The following is a 21,180-nucleotide window of genomic DNA, read 5'->3' on the forward strand; positions in this document are numbered from 1 at the left end:
GACGCGTTTGTCACGCCGTCACCCCGGCCTTGCGCCGGGGTCCCGCTTCTTCGGACGGGACGAAGAAGCGGGATGCCGGATCGAGTCCGGCATGACGGGGAATATACGTGCCGTTGCGACAACCCAGTCGGTCATATGCGATGGCACTCGGTGCCCTAAGAGCGACGCCCTCCCCTCAGTGCAGCGTCGCGCGGTAGCGGAGTAGCGCTTCGGGTTCGTCGGTCTGGATGATGGTGACGCCTTCGCGGTACAGGCGGCCCCAGACCGCGTCGGGATCGCGCAGCGCCTGGACGTCGCCATAGCCGGGCACGAAGCCCTCCCAAAGGCTGTTGATCCACAAGCGGACGCCGTGCGCCCGCGCCGTGGCGGCGAGCGGGGCGAGCTGCGCCTCGTTCAGCCGCGGCAGTTCGATACCGGCGGGATGCGCGCCGGTCATCTGGCGGATGGCGATCGCGGTGAGATCGGCGGCCCCGCGTGGGTTGAGGAGGATCGGCATGTAAAGCAGCCGGTCGAACGGGGGTTGTGCGGCCATCGGCGGCGTGTCGGGGCCGACTTCGGACTTGATGACGATCTGTTTTTCCATGCCGGCGCGCAAGACGGCCGCCGCGACCTCGGCATAGATGCTCGCCTTGACGTCGAGGTTGAGCATGATCCGCCCCTTGGCGAGCGCCAGCATCTGGTCGAGCGTCAGCATATGTTCGTCGGTCAGCGCCGCTTTCGCGCCGCCCTCGTCGTCGCGCAGGCGGAGCTTGGCGAGGTCCGCCCAGAGCTGCTGGTCGACCGCGCCGCTGCCGTCGGTGGTGCGGTCGAGCGTGGCGTCGTGGATCATCACCAGCACGCCGTCGGCGGAGCGACGCACGTCGGTTTCCATCAGGTCGACGCCGAGCGCGACGCAGCGTTCGAGACCGGCGCGCGAATTCTCCGGCACCGACTGCGGCAGGCCATGGCGCGGCGCCGGATTGTGGCAGCCGCGATGCGCGACCACGACCAGCCCGCCGTTGGGATCGGCGAGCCGCGCCTGGATCGCCGCGACGCCGCCGGTGGGCGCGGCACCCGCGCCGGCCGTCAGAGCGGCGGCAAGACCGAGTGCGAGTGCGAAAATCGTCTTCATCATCGTCGATCGCTCCGTCAGAAAGTGGGCGTGATGCGCAGGCCGAGCCAGAAGGTGGTCGGTACCGAATAGCTGTCCTTGAGCAGATCCTGCCCGGGGCCGGTGACGCTGGTGATGCGGCGATGGGTGACGTTGCCGATCTGGCCGATCAGGCTGATCGCCGGATCGACCGCATAGGTCGCCGACAGATCGACCTGCTCGCGCGGCGCCCAATAGAGGTCCTGCCAGGCGATATTGCCGATGACGGCGCGCAACGCCTTGCCCTGCCGGTTGTAGGCGGCGCGCAGTTCGAGCCCGCCGGCGTTGTAGAAGAGCATCGCATTGGCGGTATAGCCGGGCTGGCCGACGAGCCGGTCGATCGACCGGCTGGCCGTGGCGGTGCCGGTCGAATAGGGCACGACGATCCGCCCGTCGAGCAGCGCCAGATTGGCGGAGAAGCCGAAACCGGCGAACAAGGGCGCGACCGGCCGCAGCGTGTTGACGATCAGCGAGCCCTCGACGCCGCGGATGCGCGCCGAAGCGGCATTGGCGGGCGTGCTGATCGAGGCATTGGCGTAGGTGGTACCGTCGAAGGTGAACGGCCCGACGTTGGTCAGCGTGAAGGTTTCGTCGTGGATCTGCTTGTTGAACAGGGCGAGCGACAACATGCCGCCGAACGGAACGATGCGCAGGTCGGCGGCGAGATCGAGATTGTCCGACACGCGCGGCCGAATGTCCGGCGCGCCGATCGTGACGGTAACGTTGGTCGCGGCGGGATTGCCCTGATCGGCCGGATTGACGAAGTTGATCGCGGTGCGCGCGGCATAAGCGTCATAGGGCGGGCGGCCGAGCGTGCGGCTCGCCGCGGCGCGCAGGTCGAGCAGCGGCGTCGCGTGGACGGTGAGCACCGTCGAGGGCAGCAGATAGCGGTAGGACGAGCCGGTCTGCTTATCCACATAGACGTACGTGCCGCTGGCCTTGTCGAGCTGGCGCTGGCGGCCGACGGTGGATTGTCTGGTATCGTCGTAGCGCAGGCCGACCTGCAGGTTGAGCCGATCGCCGCGATGCGAGACAAGCGCATAGGCGCCGAACACCTGCTCGCGGTGGGTGAAATTGTCCTGGTTGCTGAAGCTATACTGGTCGGTGGCGTTATAGGCGCTGCGCGGCGCCGCCTCGACCTGCGCGCGTGCCTTGGCGGGATCGAGCGCGAACAGGTTCAGGCCGAGATAGGGCATGATCGCGTTCGACGGCCCGAGCACGTCCGCCATCCCGAGCGCCGGCGCGGTGGTGTTGGGCTGGTATTCGGTGCGGGCGATGCTGAAACGCGGGCGGTCGTCGGTGTAGACCACGCCGAATGCCGCGCCGAGGCCCTGATCGTCGAAACCCTGGTTGATGCCGTAATCGAGCCGGCCGGTGGCGAGGCGGTTCGCCGCCTGCCGCCGATAGTCGCTCGCAGGCCGCCAGTAGAGCAGGCTGTACTTGCCGAGGTCGTTGTACGCGGCGGCGGCGATCGGGAAGCGCTGGTCGAATCCCGACGTATCGTAGGTGAAGCCATATTCGGGCGTGGCGACGATCGTCGCGGCCTTGCCGGTGGTGGTGGTCGGCGCCGCCGCCGATCGGGTGACGTTGGTGGCGTATTTGACCATGAAGATCGGCTCGTCATAGGTCGCCTTCGACACCGAAGCGCGACCGCTGAGGACCTGATTGGGCGCCGGATGCCAGTTGAAGCCGGTCTGGCCGACGCGGGTGCGCGTGGTGGTGACCTGGTTGGCGTAGCCGACCTCGACATCGCCGCCGGGATAGACGCCCGACGTGGGGGTCTGGGCGAACACCGTATTGCGGTTGCGCGGATCGATGATGATCTCGTTGCGCTGCATATCGTCGCGGAACAGATAATAGCCGCCGGTGACGAAGGCATCGAACGTGTCGGTCAGCCGCGCCTCGAGCTTGCCGGTGATGCCGTAGCGATCGCGCGCGTCCATCACGTACCAATATTTGTCCTGCTGGGGCACGGCATAGCCGTTGCCGAGACTGGTGCCGTTCTGCAGCGCGCCGGCATTGTCGTAGAAGCTGTAATGCACCGTGTCGGTGGTCATGTGGGTTTCGGTGTAGCTCGACAGCTTCTGGTAATTGGCCGAGAGCGTCGCGCCGAACTGATGCCGCGCGCCGAAGGTGGTGCTGCCGGTGGCGATCAGGCGGAAGCCGGGATCGCTCTGGTCGCGCGGCTTGCCGGTGTCGTTGGCATGGCCGAGCGACGCCTCGGCGGTGAAGAACGGCTTGCCGTGATTCTCGAACGCCGATCGCGTCTTGAGGTTGATCGCGCCGCCGGTGGCGTTGGGATCGAGATCGGCGGTGAAGCTCTTCACCACCTGGATCTCGCTGACCATCGAGGACGGCAGGATGTCGAGCCGGACGCCGCGGGTGATCGAGCCGAGCGTGCCGTTGGGCGTGCCCGGCGAGGCGATGGTCAGCCCGTCGATCGTGACGTTGTTGTAGCTCGGCCCGAGCCCGCGCAGCACCGGCGTCGCCGCCTCGTCGCGGGGATGTTCGTTGTCGGTCGCGGGCAGCACCGACAGGCCGGGGACGCGGCGCAGCGCCTCGACGATCGTATTGTCGGGGAGCGCGCGCACGTCGGTGGCGCTGACCACGTCGACGATGTTGGTGGCGTTGCGCTTGCTCTCGATCGCCGCGGCATTGGCGCGGCGGATGCCGGTGACGACGATGTCGCCCGGCGCCTTCTCCTCGGGCGCGGCGGCCGCTTCGGCCTGGCCGGCGTCGGCGGCCTGCGCACCGACGGGCTGCGCTGCGACGAGCAGCGACGCGGACGCGAGCAGACGCGCCAGCAGGATGTGACGAACGGACATTGACCCCCCAATGTGTGAAAAACGGTGGAATGCTGCGGGTGCCCGGTGGTCCCGGGCACCCGCCTCGTCAGAAGCCGCCGGAGAGGGTGAAGAACGCCATCCGCGGTGGCTGGGCGTAGGTGTTGTAGGTCTTGACGACGCCGACGCCGGCGATCTCGTAGATGCCGCGGCGGGCGGTCAGGTTGGTGATGTTGACCGAGAACCTGAGATTTTGGAGCCCCGCGACGACATCCTGCGGCAGCGTGTAGGACGCTTGCAGGTTGAGCAGGAACCGGCCCGGCACCGACTGGTCGTTGGTATAGGTCGCAAAGCGCGGGCCGACGTAATCGCCGATCACCTGCGTCTCGAACGGGCCCGAGTTGAGCGTGAGCACGGTCTTGTTCAGCCAGCGCGCGACGTTGGGAACGTCCTTGCCGGCGGTCGCGATCAGGATGCTGCCGCTCTTGTAATCGTCGGCGTAGCGCGAGCGGTTGTACGACAGCGCGTTGTAGAGCGACACCGACGTGCCGAAGCGCAACGTCGCCGCCGCATCGATGCCGTTGGTGCGCACGGCGCCGACGTTCTGGAGGATGCTCGCGCCGCCCAGCACCGAACCGATCACCTGCGTCGAGCTGATCTGCAACAGCCGGTTGCTGAAATCGACGTGATAGGCGCTGATCTGTCCCTCGATCGCGGTCAGCGGGCCGGCGTCGACGTGGTGCCGGGTGCGAACGCCGGCTTCGTAGGTCCACGAGCTCTCCGGCTGGGTGTTCTTCTTGATCGCCTCGAACAGGTCCTGGCTGCCGACGTTATAGGGCGACAGGCCGCCCGCGATCGATGCCTGGAACTGGCGGACGTTCTGCTGGATGTGGCCGAAGAGCTGATCGTCGGGCGTCACGTCCCACACCGCGCCGATCGCCGGCAGGAACCATTTGCGCGTGTCGAGCCGCCCTTCGGGATAGCGGGTCGAGGTGCCGCCGGGCAGCGGCATCGCGTTGGGCAGGGGCTGGACGAGCACGCGGCCATCGGCGAATTGCAGGCTCGACTTGAAGCCGCCCTCGATCGTCAGCGTCGGCGTGACGTGCCAGCGGTCCTGCAGATGGAGCTGAACGACGTCGTAGCTCACGACGCTGGCATATTGCGTCAGCTTGAGCAGCGCCGGGTCCGCCCATTCATAGGGCGACGGCGGCGGCGCATCGACCGGCACCGCATACCAGTTGCGGAAGATCGTGTTGCGATTGTGCTCGTACCAGCCGCCGAGGCCGATCTCGTGATCGCCCGCGGTGATCGCCAGCGACGACAGCACGCCCCTGCGGTCGATACCATATTCGGTGGTGCGCAGCGCATAGCCCGAATTGCCGAAGACCGACTTCAGGTTCTGCCGGGGGAAATAGACCGAGAACAGCCCCGGCAGCCCCGCCGCCGACACCGGCCCGACGATCTGCCCCTGCCCTTCGTCGTGATGGCCGTAGACCTGGTTGCTGAAGGTGACGGCATCGCTGAAGCGATAGTCGTACTTCACGTAGAACAGATAATCGGTGCGCTGCGCGTCGCCGTAGTAATTGGCGTAATTGTTGGGGTTGTCCGCCGGCGGCTTGCCGTTGGCGTCGACGTAGCGCAGCGCCGCCTGCCAGTCCGGATAGAGCAACGAGCGGTAATAAGGCTCCAGCCCGCCGGCATTGTGCGCGACCGAATCCTGATTGGGCTCGGCCTTGTCGGACAGAGCGGCATAGCCGGTGAGCGTGCCGTGTTCGCCCTTGTGGACGAATTTGGCATTGGCCTGCCAGCCGCCCTGTCTGGCGGGGAATTCCCAGGCGCGCGCCTTTTGACGGACGATCGAAAGATAGCCGCTGTTGGTGCCGCCGAACGCCTCGGCATCGCCGCTGTCGATGCGCAGATAGGTGCGTTGCGCGTCATAGCTGCCGAGCGTCTGCGCGAAGCGCAGGCCGCCGCGCGCGGTCGGCTGGCTGGTATAGGTCTCCAGCCCGCCGCCGAGATTGCTCGCCGAGGCGGTGGCGAGATCGGCGGCGCCCGCGGTCAGGCGGACCGAGCCGACATCCTCGCTGATCACCGCGCGCTGCGGCGAGAGGCCGTTGTAATTGCCGTAGGACTGGTCGCCGAGCGGCACGCCGTCGAGGGTGAAGCCGAGCTGGTTCTGGTTGAAGCCGTGGACGATCAGCGAGATGTTCTGTTCGTTGTTGCCCCAGGGATCGGCGGTTTCGAACTGGACGCCGGGCAGCGTCTGGATCGCCTTGACCGGGTTCACGCCGGGCAGCACCTTCTGCATCTCGGCGCCGTCGATCGTCACCGCCGAGCGCGTGGTGCGCGCGGCGGTGACGACGACCACGCCGTCCCGATCGTCGCCCTGCGCCGTCGCGACCGGTGCGGCCGCGTCCGGCACCGTCGCCGGGGCCATCTGGGCGGCGGCGGCGGAGGCCTGGCCGAGCGCGGCGATGGAGACGGCGAGCAACAACGCGCCGCGGCGACGGCGCGCGGCGATGAACGGCAATGACATGACTTTCCCCAATGCGACCGCACGACCGCGGTCGACCGTGCGGCTAGGGGCAGGATGTGACGCTTCGGCGTCGTTTCGGTTGCGTTACCAAGTTTCTCGCAAACGTTTGCGACGAAGCGTTGGGATCACGTCATGGTGTGGCGGTCGCGCAACACCGTCGCGCGGTGGCCGATCGTGCCGCGGGGGGTACGCGCCTTGATGCCGTCGACCATGATCCATTCGTTGGTGACGCGATCGGCGGCGACGGTCATCGCCATATAGCCGCGGCGCGACGTGTCGCACCATTTCAGCTCGGGATTGGCGCGGACGAGCGCGGCGGCGACCTGCGCGGGATCGGTGCTGAGGCTGCTTTCGAACCCGGGCGAGGTGACGCTGTGGCCGGCGAACTCGACCGCGGCGGGGCGGCCGTCCTGCGCGAGGTCGTAGGCCCAGGCATTGTGGCTGTCGCCGGAGATCAGCACGGTGTTGCCGCCGATCTGCTGCACCGATTTGAGGAAGCGCGCGCGGGCGGCGGGATAGCCGCCCCAATTGTCGTAGTTGAACGGCAGGCCCAGCGCCCCGGCGGCGACGCCGGCCGTCACATAGCCCCGTGCCTCCGGCTTGAACGCGGCGAGCCAGCCCTGCGTCTCGGGCGGCATCACCGTGGCGCCCATGATCGTGCCGAAGCCGACGATCTGCCACGGCCGGCCGCTGCGTACCGAGGCGCGCATCGCGTGGCTCAGCCACACCTCCTGCTGGCTGCCCATCATCGTCACCGCCGGGTCCTGCCACGGACCGTCGCGGAACGCCTTGAGCGCGGCGACGGGGTCGGCAGCGCGGAACAGCGGCGCGACGTCGGGCTGGCGGGTGCGCGCGAGCAGCCGCGTCTCGGTGCGGAACAGCGTGGCGAGGCCGCCGATGTCATAGGCCTTCCACGGCTCGTCCGACACCGGCATCCATTCGCGATAGGCCTGGATCGAGGCGGCGCGGCGGGCATTCCAGTCGCCTTCGGTCGCCGGCGTGTGGTTCTCCGCGCCGCCTTCCCAACTGTCGTTGGCGCTTTCGTGGTCGTCCCATTGCACGATCATCGGCATGGCGAGATGCAGCGCCTGCAGATCGGGATCGGCGCGATAGCTGCCGTAGCGCAGCCGGTAATCGGCGAGATGGATGATCTCGCTCTGCGGTGCGGGGATGCGGCCGGGGACGGCGTCGGCGGGCAGCGGATAATGCGCCGGCGCATATTCGTAGAGATAGTCGCCGAGGTGGATCGCACAGTCGAAGCCGCCCTGCGCGACCGCGTGCGCATAGGCGTTGAACCAGCCGAAGCCGATGTTCGAGCAGGAGAAGATCGCGGCGCGCCAGGTCTTCATGCCGTCTTCGGGCAGCGTCGCGGTGCGGCCGACCGGCGAACGGCTGCCGTCGGGCGCGACGAAGCGATAATGATAGCTGCGGCCGGGCTGGAGGCCATCGACGGTGATCTTGGCGGTATGATCGCGCCACGGGCCGGTGATCTGCGCTCCGCCGGTGACGGTGCGGGCGAAGTCGGGCGTCTCCGCAACCTCGACGCGCAGCTCCACGGGGCCGCCATCGGCGGGGACGTAGCGGGTCCACAGCAGCACCGAATCGGCGGCGGGCTCGCCGCTCGCCACCGCATGGGTGAAGCCGCGGGCGTTGCCCAGCGCCTGGAGCGCGAACGCGCCACCGGGCAGCGCGGTGGCGCCCATCCCGATCATGGCGGTCTTCATCAGCATGCGGCGATCGAGAATCATGATGGTGCTCCGAAGTCTGTGCGGCCGCCATGCAACGCGAATGTGAAACGTGCGCGACGCCTGCGGCAGTGCAACATGGGTCTTGCCGTTAGTTAGCTACCTATCTATCTGAGCCGGGTGACTCGTCCTACCCCTGCCCAGATGCGCGCCTTTTCGGCGCACCTCGTGCCGCTCGGCCGCCGGTATCGCCGCGCGCTCGACAATGGTCTCGCCGGCCTGTCGCTGTCGCATACGCCGGCGCTGGCGGTGATGCTGATCGGCCGCGCCGCGGACGGCCTGCGCCAGGGTGCGCTCGCCGACCAGCTCGGCGTCGAGGCGCCTTCGGTGGTGCCGCTGATCGACCAGCTCGAACGCAGCGGCCTCGTCGAGCGGCGCGTCGACAGCACCGACAAGCGCGCGCGCCTGATCCACCTCACCGCCGCGGGCACGACGCTCGCCGCGCAGGTCGAGGCGCGGACGGCGGAGATCCGCCAGACGTTACTCGCGTGTATCGAGGCGGACGAGCTGGTCATCGCGACGCGGGTGCTCGACCAGCTCCATGCGACGATGGCGCGCATCGACGAACAGGGTTGAGCGGCGGTGATGCGGATCGGGCTGCGCGAGACGGTGTTCTCGATCAATTGCTTCGCGGCGGCGATGCTGGCGTTGTTCGTGTCCTTCTCGCTCGGGCTGGAGCGGCCGTTCTGGGCGATGGCGACGGTCTATATCACCAGCCAGCCGCTGAGCGGTGCGGTGCGGTCGAAGGCGGTGTTCCGCCTCGCCGGGACCGCGGTCGGCGGAATCGTCACCGTGCTGCTGGTGCCGGCGCTGGTCAACGCGCCGGTGCTGCTGTCGCTGGCGCTCGCGCTGTGGGTGGCGCTGTGCCAGTTCGTCTCGCTGCTCGACCGGACGCCGCGGTCCTATCTGTTCATGCTGGCGGGCTATACCGCGGCGCTGATCGGCTTTCCCTCGGTGACGCATCCCGAGGCGATCTTCGACACCGCGGTGCTGCGCGTGCAGGAGATCGGCATCGGCGTGCTCTGCGCCGCGTTCATCCACGCCATCGTATGGCCGCGCAGCGTCAGCCAGGTGTTCGGCCGCCGCGTCGCCGGGGTGCTGGCGGAGGCGGAGACGTGGATCGCCGACGTGCTCGCCGCCGCGCCGGTGGCGAGCACCGGGCGCGAGCGGCGCAAGCTCGCCGGCGACATCACCGACCTGCACGTCACCGCGACGCATATCCCGTTCGATACCGCGCGCATCCGCCCGACGCGCGCGCTGCTGACCGGGATGCAGGACCGGCTGGTGCTGCTGATCCCGCTGGTCTCCGCGGTCGAGGACCGCTGGCGCAGCCTGATCGCCGCCGGGCCGCTGCCCGCCCCGCTCGCCCCGCTCGCCGGCGCCGTGGCGGCGGTGCGCGACTGGGTGACCACCCCCGCCCTGCCCGCCGCGCCGGTGATCGCCACGCTCCGGACCGCGCGCGACGCGGTGGAGGCGGACGGCTGGCGCGCCCTGCTCGCGCTCAACCTGCTCGCCCGGCTGGAGGAGCTGGTGCACGCGCTGGCGGAGGCGCGGACGCTGGTGGCGGCGGTCGCCGACCCCGCGGGCAGTCCGCCGCTTATGGTCGGCGCCGTCGCGGCGCGGCCGCTGCATCGCGATTACGGGCTGGCGCTGCTGTCGGCGACCGCGACGCTGCTGACCGTGCTCGGCTGTTGCCTGTTCTGGATCGTCACCGGCTGGCCGGAGGGCGCGGTGGCGGCGATGATCGCGGCGGTGGTCTGCTGTTTCTTCGCGACGCTCGACGATCCGGTGCCGGCGCAGCGCGGCTTCCTGCTGTGGACGATCGCGTCGCTGCCGCTCGCCGCGCTCTATCTGTTCGCGATCCTGCCGACGATCGACGGCTTTGCGATGCTGACGCTGGCGATGGCGCCGCCGCTGCTGGCGATGGGCGCGGTGATGGCGAACCCGAGCTGGTACGGGCGGATGGTGCCGATGATGCTCGGCTTCGCCGGCGGGCTGGCGCTGACCAACAGCTTCACCGTCGACGCCGCGAGCTTCTTCAACGCCAATGTCGCGCAGATCATCGGCATCGCCGCGGCGATGGTGATGACGCGGCTGATCCGCAGCATCGGCGCCGGCACCGCGATCCGCCGGCTGCGCCGCGCCGGCTGGCGCGACCTCGCCGCGCTCGCCGAACGGCCGGCGGACCCGGCGCCGGGGCAGATCGCGGCGTGGCGCAGCCGCATGCTCGACCGCGTCGGCCTGCTCGCCAGCCGCATCGGCGAGGTGGAGGACGAGGAGCGCGACGCCGCCGCCGCGACGCTGCGCGAATTGCGCATGGGACTGAGCATCGCGCAGATCGCGCCCGTCGCCGACCATGCCGCGCTGCGCGCCGCACTGGCCCGCCACTTCCGCACGCTGGCCAGCGGCGACGATGTCGCGCCGCCGGCCGAGCTGCTCGACCGGATCGACGGCGCGATCGCCGCCGGCCGCACGATCGCCGATGCCGAGGAGCGCCGCGGCCAGTTGGTCAATCTCGTCGGATTGCGCCGCAACGTCTTTCCCGCCGCGCCCGACTGGCAAGACGCGAGGGCGGCGGCATGACCGCCGACCTGGATATCGGCGGCGTGTTCGTCCACCCGCTGCTGCTCGCCGCGATCCTCGCCTTCGTGCTGGCGGAGGCGATCGGCTGGGCGCTGGCGCGGGCGCGTCTGTATCGTTTCGTCTGGCATCGCGGCCTGTTCGATGTCGCGCTGACCATCGTCCTGTGGGCCGGGATCGCCGGCCTGATTACCGGCGGCGATCCCGCCGCGGCCTTTTTCAGCTAGAAAGCCCATGACTCCACATCCTTCCCTGCGCGTCGTCCTGCGGATCGGCATCACGCTCGCCGTCGTGCTGCTCGCTTTGATCGCCGGCCGCCGCCTGTGGGCGCATTACGAGACCGATCCGTGGACGCGCGACGGCCGCGTCCGCGCCGATATCGTCCAGGTCGCGCCGGACGTGTCCGGCCTCGTCACCGAGGTGCTGGTCCACGACAACCAGCCGGTCGCGGTGGGGACGCCGCTGTTCCGCGTCGATCGGCCGCGCTACCGGCTGGCGGTGGCGCAGGCGGCGGCGGCGGTGGCGGCGCAGCGGGTGCAACTGGCGCAGGCGCGGCGCGAGGCGCAGCGCAACCGCACGCTCGGCGACCTCGTCGCGGGCGAGGTACGCGAACAGGGCGACGCCAAGGTGGCGCAGCTCGCCACCGCGCTGTCGCAGGCGCAGATCGCGCTGCAGACCGCACAGCTCAACCTCGCCCGCACCGAAGTGCGCGCGAGCGTCGCCGGCACGGTCAGCAACCTCGATCTGCGGCCCGGCGACTATGCCACCGCCGGCCATCCCGAATTCGCGATCATCGACCGCGGATCGCTGCACATCATCGGTTATTTCGAGGAGACCAAGCTGCCGCGCGTCCATGTCGGCGACCCCGTGCGCGTCCGGCTGATGGGCGACGATCAGGTCATCGCCGGCCATGTGCAGAGCATCGCCGGCGGCATCGAGGATCGCGACCGCAGCGCCGGCGCCAATCTGCTCGCCAACGTCAACCCGACCTTCAGCTGGGTGCGGCTGGCGCAACGCATCCCCGTGCGGGTGGCGATCGACCGGCTGCCGCGCGGCGAGATGCTGGTGGTCGGTCGGACCGCGACGGTCGAGGTGCTGCCGCGCGCCAGGCCGGTCGCGGCGGGGGCGCGGGCATGACGCGCCGCCTCGCGCTGCTCGCCGCCGCGCTGCTCGCCGGCTGCACCACCGCGGGACCCGATTACCACCGGCCCGACGCCGCGGTGATCGCACGGCCGAGCGCCACCGCACCGTTCGTCGGCGGCGACGAGGCGGCGTTCGCGGCGCTGGCGCCGGTGCCCGACCGGTGGTGGCAGCTCTATCGCGATCCGTTGCTCGACCGGCTGGTCGAACAGGCGCTCGCCGCCAACACCGACCTGCGCGTCGCGACCGCGAATATCGCGCGCGCACAGGCGTCGCTCGACGTCGCCGAGGACGGCCGGCGCATCCAGACGCAGGTGCAGGCGTCGCCCGGTTATGCGCAGCGCTCGGCGGAGGAGGAATTGCGGCCCGGCGCCGCCCTGCCCAGTTCGTTCGTCTATGCGGCGAGCGCGGGCATCTCCTACCAGCTCGACCTCGCCGGGCAGGCGCGCCGCGCGATCGAGGCGGCGGACGCCGATGTCGCCGCGACCCGCGCCGCCTATGACAGCGTCCGCATCACCGTCGCGGCGGACACCACCCGCGCCTATCTCGACGCCTGTTCGTCGGCGCGCGAGATCGGCGTCGCGCAACGCGCGCTCGACCTGCAGAGCCGGACGACGCGGCTGACCGAGCGGCTGGTCCGCGCCGGGCGCAGCGGCTCGCTCGATGCGACGCGCTCCACGGCGCAGGAGGCGCAGGTCCGCGCGACGATGCCGGCATTGCAGGCGGCGCAGCGGCTGGCGCTGTACCGGCTGGCGACGCTGACCGGCCGCCCGCCCGCCGAATTCGATCGCGCGGTCGCCGCCTGTACCGGCGAGCCGCATCTCGACCGGCCGATCCCGATCGGCGACGGTGCCGCGCTGCTGCGTCGCCGCCCCGACGTGCGCCGCGCCGAATGGGAGCTGCGCGCCGCGACCGCGCGGATCGGCGTCGCCACCGCCGATCTCTATCCGCGCATCGCACTCGGTGCCTCGGTCGGCTCGGTCGGCCTCGCCGAGCGGGCATTGGGCAGCGACACGTTCAAATTCTCGCTCGGGCCGCTGATCAGCTGGCAATTCCCCAACCGGGCGCGGGTGCGGGCGCGGATCGCCGCGGCGCAGGCGGAGAGCGACGCCGCTTATGCCCGGTTCGACGGCGCGGTGCTGACCGCGCTGCGCGAGACCGAAAGCAGCCTCACCGTCTACGCCCGCGATCTCGACCGGGTGGCGGCGCTGCGCGATGCGAGCCGCCAGGCGGGCAAGGCGGCGCGCGACGCCGAGACGCTGTTCCGCGCCGGACGGACCGGCTTCCTGCCGGTGCTCGACGCGCAGCGTACCGCGATCGGCGCCGAACAGACGCTCGCCGCGGCGGAAAGCCGGCTCGCCGCCGATCAGGTCCAGCTGTTCCTCGCGCTCGGCGGCGGCTGGCAGGGGTGATCGCACGCCGGACGGAAAGAACCGCGGCTTGCCTCGTTCCTGCTGCGACACCGTAGACAGGATATTCGCGATGACCAACGATCCCCGCACCAGCGCCCCCACCCGCTTCCCCGACGAGCCGCAGCAGCCCGCCCCCGGCGTCGAGGCGAAGATGCGCAACCGTCCCGACCACGGCGAGGACAGCTATCGCGGCAAGGGGCTGCTCGACGGCAAGGTGGCGCTGATCACCGGTGGCGATTCGGGCATCGGCAAGGCGGTGGCGATCGCCTACGCGCGGGAAGGCGCCGATGTCGCCATCTCCTATCTCGCCGACGAACAGGTCGATGCCGACGATACCAAGGCCTGGGTCGAGAAGGCGGGCAAGCGCTGCCTGCTGCTGCCCGGCGACATCCGCAGCGTCGCGCAATGCACCGCCCTGGTCGACCAGACGGTCGCCGGGCTCGGCAAGCTCGACATCCTCGTCAACAATGCCGCCGCGCAGACGATCAACGAGGATATCGACAGCATAGACGATGCCGAGATGGAGGGCGCCTTCGCCGCCAACGTCTTCGCGATGATCCGCCTCGCCAAGGCGGCGGCGCCGCACCTCAAGCCGGGCTCGGCGATCGTCAACACGACGAGCATCCAGGCGAAGACCGCGACCGAGAACATGATCGTCTACGCAACCACCAAGGGCGCGATCAGCAGCCTGACGATCGGCCTGTCCAACCTGTTCGCGCCCAAGGGCATCCGCGTCAACGCGGTCGCGCCGGGACCGGTGTGGACGCCGATCCAGCCGATCGCCAAGCCCAGCGACGAGCTGGAGACGCTGGGCGAATCGACCCCGCTCGGCCGTGCGGGACAGCCGGGCGAACTCGCGCCCGCCTATGTGCTGCTCGCCTCCGACGAGGGCAGCTACATCACCGGGGCGATCGTGCCGGTGACCGGCGGCATGCCGATGTATTGAACGTCAGTCCGGCGCGGGTGGCTCGACCGCCCGCGCCAGCGACGTCGCCAGCCAGCCGTGGCGCAGCGCCTCGGCGTCGGCATGCGCGGCGAACACCAACCCGATGTCGCGGCTGAAATCGAAGCCGTCGAGATGCGCGAGCACCACGCCGGCTTCGCGAAACCCCTCCGGCATGACGGTGACGCCGAGCCCGGCGCGGACGTAGCTCACCGCCTTGTCGTCGCTGGTCGTGCGTGCGGCGAACACCGGGCGGACGCCGCGGGTGGTGAAGAATCGGCTGGTTTCGGGCAGCAATTCGCAATGGCGGCGGACGATCATCGGATCGTTGACGAGCTGTTCCGCGCGGATCACCGGCATGCCGGCGAGCGGATGCGTCTGGCCGAGCGCGAGGGCATAGCCCTCGCTGAGCAACTTCAGCCTAGCCTCGGGCGGATCGCCGTCGCGCAGCAGCGTGAGGGCGAGGTCGATGCGGCCGCGCGCGAGCCGTTCGCGCAGATCGCGCTCCTTGCCCTCGACGATCTCGAGCCGGTCGCCGCCGGGGGCGCTGCGCTGGTCGGCGAGCAGGCGTTCGATCCAGCGCCGCGGCGTCGTCACCAGCACGCCGAGGCGCAGCGTGCGCACCGGCGCGGTCTCCGCCACCGCCCGCTCCGCCTCGGCGAACCCCGCCTCGATCGACCGCGCCGAGGCGACCAGCCGCGCGCCGGCGTCGGTCAGCGCGACGCGGCGGTTGGTGCGGTCGAACAGGCTGCGGCCGAGCGTCTTCTCCAGCTTGGCGATGCCGACGGACAGGGTCGGCTGCGAGACGTTGCACGCCGCCGCCGCGCGCGAGAAATTGCCGGTGTCGACCACCGACAGGAAATAGCGGAGATGATAGCGATCGATCATAGACGTTTTCTATGATGTTCTTGCCCGTCTTTCAATTTTCCATGTGGCGGGCGAGCGGGTACAAGGCCGCAAAAGACGGTTGGAGAGAATGATGGCTGAACTCAACTTCGCGCTCGGCGAGATGGCCGACACGATCCGCGAGACGACGCGGCGTTTCGCGCTCGACCGGATCGAGCCGATCGCCGCCGCGGTCGATGCCGAGGACCGGTTCGCGCGCGAGCTGTGGCCCGAAATGGGTGCCCTCGGGCTGCACGGCATCACCGTCGAGGAGGACGATGGCGGGCTCGGCCTCGGCTATATCGAGCATCTCATCGCCTGCGAGGAGATCAGCCGCTCGTCCGCCGCGATCGGCCTCAGCTACGGCGCGCACTCCAATTTGTGCATTAACCAGATCCGCCGCTGGGCGAGCCCCGAGCAGAAGGCGAAATATCTTCCCAAGCTGATCTCGGGCGAGCATGTCGGCAGCCTCGCGATGTCGGAGGCGGGCGCGGGATCGGACGTCGTCTCGATGAAGCTGCGCGCCGACAAAGTCGACGGCGGCTGGCGGCTCAACGGCACCAAATTCTGGATCACCAACGCCGCTTATGCGGACACGCTGGTCGTCTATGCCAAGACGATCCCGGATGCCGGATCGAAGGGGATCACCGCCTTCCTGATCGAAAAGGGTTTCGCCGGTTTCTCGATCGGGCAGAAGATCGACAAGCTGGGCATGCGCGGCTCGCCGACCGCCGAACTGGTGTTCGACGATTGCTTCGTGCCCGACGAGCAGGTGATGGGGCCGCTCAACGGCGGCGTGAAGGTGCTGATGTCGGGGCTCGATTACGAGCGCGTCGTGCTGTCGGGCATCCAGCTCGGCATCATGCAGGCGTGCCTCGACGTCGTCCTGCCCTATGTCCGCGAGCGCAAGCAGTTCGGCCGGCCGATCGGCGAGTTCCAGCTCATGCAGGGCAAGGTCGCCGACATGTATGTCGCGCTCAACTCGGCGCGGGCCTATGTCTATGCGGTCGCCAAGGCGTGCGACGCGGGCCAGACGACGCGGTTCGACGCGGCGGGCTGCATCCTGCTCGCCTCGGAGAGCGCGGTGAAGGTCGCCGGGGAGGCGATCCAGGCGCTGGGCGGCGCGGGCTATACCAAGGACTGGCCGGTCGAACGCTATTGGCGCGACGCCAAATTGCTCGACATCGGCGCCGGCACCAACGAGGTGCGCCGCATGCTGATCGGCCGCGAGCTGATCGGCCATGACGCGCCGCGCGCGCAATGACAATGCTGCGTACCGCGATCGACGCGGCCTCCGCCGACTTCGCCGCCAATGCTGCGCACAACCGCGCGCTCGCCGCGACGCTGCGCGAGACGGTGGCGACCAGCGCGCTAGGCGGCTCGGAGCAGCATCGCGCCCGTCATGTCGCGCGCGGCAAGCTGCTGCCCCGCGATCGCGTCGAGCGGCTGCTCGATCCGGGCTCGCCGTTCCTCGAAGTGGGCGCGCTGGCGGCGAACGGCATGTATGGCGGCGCCGATGGTCGCGACGGGGCCCCCGGTGCAGGCATGATCGCCGGCATCGGTCGCGTCTCGGGTCGCGAATGCCTCATCATCGCCAACGATCCGACGGTGAAGGGCGGCGCCTATTTCCCGATGACGGTGAAGAAGCATCTGCGCGCGCAGGAGATCGCACGCGAGAACCGGCTGCCCTGCATCTATCTGGTCGATTCGGGCGGCGCCAACCTGCCGCATCAGGCCGAGGTGTTCCCGGATCGCGAGCATTTCGGCCGCATCTTCTTCAACCAGGCGCAGATGTCGGCGGAGGGGATCGCGCAGATCGCGTGCGTGATGGGCAGTTGCACCGCGGGCGGCGCCTATGTCCCCGCCATGTCCGACGAGACGGTGATCGTCCGCAATCAGGGGACGATCTTCCTCGCCGGCCCGCCGCTGGTGAAGGCGGCGACCGGCGAGGTCATCTCGGCGGAGGAACTGGGCGGCGCCGATACGCATGCGCGCAAATCGGGCGTTGTCGATCACGTCGCCGAGAATGACGAGCATGCACTGCTGATCGTCCGCGACATCGTCGCGACGCTCAACCGGCCCAAGGCGGTCGATATCGAGATCGCCACGCCGCGCGCGCCCAAGCTCGACCCGCAGGAGCTGTACGGCATCGTGCCGCAGGACGTGCGCGCACCCTATGACGTGCATGAGGTGATCGGGCGGATCGTCGACGGCTCGGACTTCCATGAATTCAAGCCGCTGTACGGCACCACGTTGGTCTGCGGCTTCGCGCGCATCTGGGGCATGCCGGTGGCGATCCTCGCCAACAACGGCGTGTTGTTCTCGGAAAGCGCCTTGAAGGGCGCGCATTTTATCGAGCTCGCCTGTCAGCGGCGCGTGCCGCTGCTGTTCCTCCAGAACATCTCGGGCTTCATGGTCGGCGGCAGATACGAGGCGGAAGGCATTGCGAAGAACGGCGCCAAGCTGGTGACCGCGGTCGCCACCGCCTCGGTGCCCAAGATCACCGTGCTGATCGGCGGCAGCTTCGGCGCGGGCAATTACGGCATGTGCGGGCGCGCTTATTCCCCGCGCTTCCTGTTCAGCTGGCCCAATGCGCGCATATCGGTGATGGGCGGCGAACAGGCGGCGAGCGTGCTCGCCACGGTGCATCGCGACGCCGAGAGCTGGACGCCGGAGCAGGCCGAGGCGTTCAAGGCGCCGATCCGTCAAAAATACGAGGACGAGGGCAACCCCTATTACGCCACCGCGCGTTTGTGGGACGACGGCATCATCGATCCCGTCCAGACCCGCGACGTGCTCGGCCTTGCTTTTTCCGCGGCGCTCAACGCGCCCATTCCCCAGTCGCCGTCCTTCGGCGTGTTCCGGATGTGATGGCCATGATCGAGAGCCTGCTCATCGCCAATCGCGGCGAAATCGCCCGCCGCATCATCCGCACCGCGCGGCGGCTCGGCATCCGCACGATCGCGGTCCATTCCGACGTCGATGCCGCCATGCCCTTCGTCCGCGAGGCGGATGCGGCGGTGTGCATCGGCACCGCGCTCGCCGCGGACAGCTATCTGCGGCAGGATCGCATCCTAGCCGCCGCCCGCGAGACACACGCGGCGGCGATCCACCCCGGCTATGGCTTCCTGTCCGAAAACGCGGAGTTCGCCGAGGCGGTGGTCGCCGCCGGCCTGATCTGGGTCGGCGCGCCGCCCGCCAGCATCCGCGCGATGGGTCTCAAGGATGCCGCCAAGGAACGGATGATCGCCGCCGGCGTGCCGGTGACGCCGGGCTATCTCGGCACGGATCAGTCGCCCGAACGCCTGCAGGCGGAGGCCGACGCGATCGGCTATCCGGTGCTCATCAAGGCGGTCGCCGGCGGCGGCGGCAAGGGCATGCGCAAGGTCGATGCACGCGAAGATTTCGCCGAACTGCTCGCCAGTTGCCAGCGCGAGGCGGCGGCCTCGTTCGGCAACACGCAGGTGCTGATCGAGAAATACATCCTCTCGCCGCGCCATATCGAGGTGCAGGTGTTCGGCGATACGCACGGGCAGGTCGTCCATCTGTTCGAACGCGATTGCTCGCTCCAGCGCCGCCACCAGAAGGTGATCGAGGAGGCCCCTGCCCCCGGCATGGACGAAGCGACGCGTACCGCGGTTTGCGACGCGGCGGTGAAGGCCGCGCGGGCGGTCGACTATGTCGGGGCCGGCACGATCGAGTTCATCGCGGACGGCTCCGATGGGCTGCGCGCCGATCGCATCTGGTTCATGGAGATGAACACGCGGTTGCAGGTCGAGCATCCCGTCACCGAGGCGATCACCGGGCAGGATCTGGTCGAATGGCAGCTCCGCGTCGCCTCGGGCGAACCGCTGCCGTGCCGGCAGGACGAATTGTCGATCCATGGCTGGGCGATGGAGGCGCGGCTCTATGCCGAGAATCCTGCGAGCGGCTTCCTGCCCTCGACCGGGCCGCTCGACCGGCTGCGCTTCCCTGCCGACGTCCGCGTCGACAGCGGTGTCGAGGAAGGCGGCGCGGTAACGCCCTTCTACGACCCGATGATCGCCAAGCTGATCGTCCATGGCGGCGCAAGGCGCGAGGCGGCGGCGAAGCTTGCCGCGGCGGCGCGCGGCACGCAGGTGTGGCCGGTGAAGACCAACGCCGCCTTCCTCGCGCGGGCGGCGGCGCATACCGACTTCGTCGCCGGGCGCGTCGATACCGGCTTCATCGAACGTCATGCCGGCGATCTGATCCCGGCGGCGGAGCCCTCCCCCGCGGTGCTCGGCGCGGCGGCGGCGGCGTTGCTGCCGGAGGGTGACGATCCGTGGGTGGCGCTGCGCGGCTTCCGCGCCAATCGCGCCGCCGCGACCGCGGTCGACGTCGAGGTCGGGGGCAAGCCCTATCGCGTCGATCATCCCGCCGGCGGCGGGGTCGTCGCCGACGGCGTGCTGTTCCTCGACGGCGAGGCGTGGCCGTTCGGCGCCCCGCGCGCCGATGCGATCGCCGGCGGCGGCGAAGGCGATGGCGCGATCCTGTCGCCGATGCCGGGTCGCGTCATCGCGGTGCTGGTCGCGGCGGGACAGGCCGTCGCGCGCGGCGAGCGGCTGCTGGTGCTGGAAGCGATGAAGATGGAACAGGCGCTGGTCGCGCCGTTCGACGGCGTGGTGGCCGAACTCAAGGTCGCCGAGGGCGCGCAGGTGCCCGAAGGGACGTTGCTCGCGCGGATCGCAGTGGAGGAGGTTTGATGGCAGGACGCAGCTTCGACGCATGGCAGGTCGGCGACCGCATCGTCCACGACATCCGCCGCACTGTGACCGAGACGGACAATCTGCTGTTCTCGACGATGACGCACAATCCGCAACCGCTCCATCTCGACGCCGAGGCGGCGCGCGCGAGCGAATTCGGCCAGATCCTCGTCAACGGCACCTTCACCTTCGCGCTGATGGTCGGCCTGTCGGTCGGCGACACGACGCTCGGCACGCTCGTCGCCAATCTCGGCTACGACAAGCTCGTGATGCCCAAGCCGGTGTTCCTCGGCGACACGTTGCGCGCCGAGACCGAGGTGGTCGACTTGAAGGACAGCCGCTCGCGGCCCGATGCGGGCATCGTCACCTTCGCGCACCGGATGCTCAACCAGCGCGACGAGATCGTCTGCCAGTGCCTGCGCACCGCCTTGCTCAAGCGGTCGGCGGCATGAGGCTGCGGTCGCTCTTGTTCGTGCCGGGCGACCGGCCGGAGCGGTTCGACAAGGCGGCGGCGAGCGGCGCCGATGCGCTGATCCTCGATCTGGAGGATGCGGTGACCACCGCCGCCAAGCCCGCGGCGCGGGGCGCGGTGGCGGCGCGGCTGCGTGAGACGCGGGGCGCGGTGCGGCTGTTCGTGCGCATCAATCCGCTCGATACCGCGCTGTGCGCCGAGGATATCGCCGCGCTTCAAGGCCTGTCCCCCGATGCAATCGTGCTGCCCAAGGCGGAGGGCGCGGCCAGCGTCCGCGAGCTTGCCCAGCGGCTTTCGGCGGCGGGGATCGCCGCGCCGATCCTGCCGATCGCCACCGAAACGCCGGCGGCGATCTTCGCCCTCGGCAGCTATGCGGCGGCGGGCGTGGCGCTCGCCGGGATCACGTGGGGGGCGGAGGACCTGCCCGCGGCGATCGGCGCGACGACCAGCCGCGAGGACGATGGCCGCTACACGCCGCCCTATGAGATGGCGCGGTCGCTGACGCTGTTCGCGGCACATGCCGCGGGGGTGGCGGCGATCGACACCGTCTACCCCGCGTTCCGCGACCTCGACGGCCTCGCCGCCTATGCGCGGCGCGCGGCGCGCGACGGCTTCACCGGCATGATGGCGATCCACCCGACGCAGGTCGCGGCGATCAACGCCGCCTTCACCCCCGACGCCGAACAGGTCGAGGCGGCGCGGCGCATCCTCGCCGCCTTCGCCGCGGCGCCGGACGCGGGCGCGTTGCAGATCGATGGCCGGATGGTCGATGCGCCGCATCGCAAACAGGCGCAGCGGCTGGTCGACCGCGCCGACCCGCAGCCATAAACA

General features: G+C 69.7%; 16 protein-coding genes. 11 read left to right on the forward strand and 5 right to left on the reverse strand.

Features of this window, described 5'->3' with window-relative positions; all coding sequences use genetic code 11:
* Positions 1-175: 175 nt before the first annotated feature.
* The 4 genes from ACLBWH_RS13755 to ACLBWH_RS13770 all read right to left on the reverse strand — a co-directional run bounded on the left by ACLBWH_RS13755 (position 176) and on the right by ACLBWH_RS13770 (position 8,196).
* Positions 176-1,114 (reverse strand): glycerophosphodiester phosphodiesterase family protein, encoded by a 939-nt coding sequence (locus ACLBWH_RS13755; RefSeq protein ID WP_447799490.1) that lies wholly within the window; start codon positions 1,112-1,114, stop codon positions 176-178.
* A gap of 14 nt (positions 1,115-1,128) precedes the next feature.
* Positions 1,129-3,954, reverse strand: coding sequence for a TonB-dependent receptor (locus ACLBWH_RS13760; protein WP_447799491.1), 2,826 nt, complete (start codon positions 3,952-3,954; stop codon positions 1,129-1,131).
* 67 nt (positions 3,955-4,021) lie between these two features.
* The gene (locus ACLBWH_RS13765; protein ID WP_447799492.1) at positions 4,022-6,448 is read right to left on the reverse strand and encodes a TonB-dependent receptor; all 2,427 of its coding nucleotides are present in this window, start codon (positions 6,446-6,448) and stop codon (positions 4,022-4,024) included.
* Positions 6,449-6,573: 125 nt separating this feature from the next.
* Positions 6,574-8,196, reverse strand: coding sequence for an alkaline phosphatase D family protein (locus ACLBWH_RS13770; RefSeq protein ID WP_322847750.1), 1,623 nt, complete (start codon positions 8,194-8,196; stop codon positions 6,574-6,576).
* 117 nt (positions 8,197-8,313) lie between these two features.
* On the opposite strand from ACLBWH_RS13770, the gene ACLBWH_RS13775 reads away from it, so the two are divergent.
* From ACLBWH_RS13775 to ACLBWH_RS13800, 6 genes are all read left to right on the forward strand, one after another.
* Positions 8,314-8,769, forward strand: coding sequence for a MarR family winged helix-turn-helix transcriptional regulator (locus ACLBWH_RS13775; RefSeq protein WP_322847749.1), 456 nt, complete (start codon positions 8,314-8,316; stop codon positions 8,767-8,769).
* Between the two features lie 9 nt (positions 8,770-8,778).
* Positions 8,779-10,776, forward strand: coding sequence for an FUSC family protein (locus tag ACLBWH_RS13780; protein WP_447799493.1), 1,998 nt, complete (start codon positions 8,779-8,781; stop codon positions 10,774-10,776).
* Positions 10,773-11,000 (forward strand): DUF1656 domain-containing protein, encoded by a 228-nt coding sequence (locus tag ACLBWH_RS13785; protein WP_137896946.1) that lies wholly within the window; start codon positions 10,773-10,775, stop codon positions 10,998-11,000. Before ACLBWH_RS13780 ends, ACLBWH_RS13785 begins: the two co-directional genes overlap by 4 nt.
* A gap of 7 nt (positions 11,001-11,007) precedes the next feature.
* Positions 11,008-11,910: an efflux RND transporter periplasmic adaptor subunit gene (locus ACLBWH_RS13790; protein WP_447799494.1), complete on the forward strand. Its 903-nt coding sequence runs from the start codon at positions 11,008-11,010 to the stop codon at positions 11,908-11,910.
* The gene (locus ACLBWH_RS13795; protein ID WP_447799495.1) at positions 11,907-13,325 is read left to right on the forward strand and encodes an efflux transporter outer membrane subunit; all 1,419 of its coding nucleotides are present in this window, start codon (positions 11,907-11,909) and stop codon (positions 13,323-13,325) included. The genes ACLBWH_RS13790 and ACLBWH_RS13795 overlap by 4 nt, the downstream gene beginning before the upstream one ends.
* A gap of 70 nt (positions 13,326-13,395) precedes the next feature.
* On the forward strand, positions 13,396-14,271 hold the full coding sequence (locus ACLBWH_RS13800) for an SDR family oxidoreductase (RefSeq protein WP_447799496.1): 876 nt from the start codon (positions 13,396-13,398) through the stop codon (positions 14,269-14,271).
* Positions 14,272-14,274: 3 nt separating this feature from the next.
* Here the strand turns inward: ACLBWH_RS13800 and ACLBWH_RS13805 are convergent, their stop codons facing one another.
* A complete protein-coding gene (locus tag ACLBWH_RS13805) occupies positions 14,275-15,156 on the reverse strand; it encodes a LysR family transcriptional regulator (protein ID WP_447799497.1) in 882 nt (293 codons plus the stop codon).
* Positions 15,157-15,247: 91 nt separating this feature from the next.
* Between ACLBWH_RS13805 and ACLBWH_RS13810 the strand changes: the two genes are divergently transcribed.
* The 5 genes from ACLBWH_RS13810 to ACLBWH_RS13830 are packed head-to-tail and all read left to right on the forward strand — an operon-like array spanning position 15,248 to position 21,177.
* Positions 15,248-16,417: an isovaleryl-CoA dehydrogenase gene (locus tag ACLBWH_RS13810; RefSeq protein WP_447799498.1), complete on the forward strand. Its 1,170-nt coding sequence runs from the start codon at positions 15,248-15,250 to the stop codon at positions 16,415-16,417.
* Complete coding sequence (locus ACLBWH_RS13815; protein ID WP_447799499.1) at positions 16,414-18,024, forward strand: carboxyl transferase domain-containing protein; 1,611 nt, start codon at positions 16,414-16,416, stop codon at positions 18,022-18,024. The genes ACLBWH_RS13810 and ACLBWH_RS13815 overlap by 4 nt, the downstream gene beginning before the upstream one ends.
* Before the next feature lie 5 nt (positions 18,025-18,029).
* Positions 18,030-19,877: an acetyl/propionyl/methylcrotonyl-CoA carboxylase subunit alpha gene (locus ACLBWH_RS13820; RefSeq protein WP_447799500.1), complete on the forward strand. Its 1,848-nt coding sequence runs from the start codon at positions 18,030-18,032 to the stop codon at positions 19,875-19,877.
* Positions 19,877-20,329, forward strand: coding sequence for a MaoC family dehydratase (locus ACLBWH_RS13825; RefSeq protein WP_179508442.1), 453 nt, complete (start codon positions 19,877-19,879; stop codon positions 20,327-20,329). Before ACLBWH_RS13820 ends, ACLBWH_RS13825 begins: the two co-directional genes overlap by 1 nt.
* Positions 20,326-21,177 (forward strand): HpcH/HpaI aldolase/citrate lyase family protein, encoded by an 852-nt coding sequence (locus tag ACLBWH_RS13830; RefSeq protein ID WP_447799501.1) that lies wholly within the window; start codon positions 20,326-20,328, stop codon positions 21,175-21,177. The genes ACLBWH_RS13825 and ACLBWH_RS13830 overlap by 4 nt, the downstream gene beginning before the upstream one ends.
* Positions 21,178-21,180 lie beyond the last annotated feature (3 nt).

The sequence above is a fragment of the Sphingomonas sp. M6A6_1c genome (assembly GCF_053345135.1).

Excerpts from the sequence above, each read along its gene's own strand:
- ACLBWH_RS13810 (WP_447799498.1), top strand. The coding sequence starts at position 15,248 with ATGGCTGAACTCAACTTCGCGCTCGGCGAGATGGCCGACACGATCCGC.
- ACLBWH_RS13755 (WP_447799490.1), bottom strand. The coding sequence starts at position 1,114 with ATGATGAAGACGATTTTCGCACTCGCACTCGGTCTTGCCGCCGCTCTG.
- ACLBWH_RS13805 (WP_447799497.1), bottom strand. The coding sequence starts at position 15,156 with ATGATCGATCGCTATCATCTCCGCTATTTCCTGTCGGTGGTCGACACC.
- ACLBWH_RS13825 (WP_179508442.1), top strand. The coding sequence starts at position 19,877 with ATGGCAGGACGCAGCTTCGACGCATGGCAGGTCGGCGACCGCATCGTC.
- ACLBWH_RS13785 (WP_137896946.1), top strand. The coding sequence starts at position 10,773 with ATGACCGCCGACCTGGATATCGGCGGCGTGTTCGTCCACCCGCTGCTG.
- ACLBWH_RS13765 (WP_447799492.1), bottom strand. The coding sequence starts at position 6,448 with ATGTCATTGCCGTTCATCGCCGCGCGCCGTCGCCGCGGCGCGTTGTTG.
- ACLBWH_RS13770 (WP_322847750.1), bottom strand. The coding sequence starts at position 8,196 with ATGATTCTCGATCGCCGCATGCTGATGAAGACCGCCATGATCGGGATG.
- ACLBWH_RS13815 (WP_447799499.1), top strand. The coding sequence starts at position 16,414 with ATGACAATGCTGCGTACCGCGATCGACGCGGCCTCCGCCGACTTCGCC.
- ACLBWH_RS13760 (WP_447799491.1), bottom strand. The coding sequence starts at position 3,954 with ATGTCCGTTCGTCACATCCTGCTGGCGCGTCTGCTCGCGTCCGCGTCG.
- ACLBWH_RS13790 (WP_447799494.1), top strand. The coding sequence starts at position 11,008 with ATGACTCCACATCCTTCCCTGCGCGTCGTCCTGCGGATCGGCATCACG.
- ACLBWH_RS13795 (WP_447799495.1), top strand. The coding sequence starts at position 11,907 with ATGACGCGCCGCCTCGCGCTGCTCGCCGCCGCGCTGCTCGCCGGCTGC.
- ACLBWH_RS13830 (WP_447799501.1), top strand. The coding sequence starts at position 20,326 with ATGAGGCTGCGGTCGCTCTTGTTCGTGCCGGGCGACCGGCCGGAGCGG.
- ACLBWH_RS13780 (WP_447799493.1), top strand. The coding sequence starts at position 8,779 with ATGCGGATCGGGCTGCGCGAGACGGTGTTCTCGATCAATTGCTTCGCG.
- ACLBWH_RS13800 (WP_447799496.1), top strand. The coding sequence starts at position 13,396 with ATGACCAACGATCCCCGCACCAGCGCCCCCACCCGCTTCCCCGACGAG.
- ACLBWH_RS13820 (WP_447799500.1), top strand. The coding sequence starts at position 18,030 with ATGATCGAGAGCCTGCTCATCGCCAATCGCGGCGAAATCGCCCGCCGC.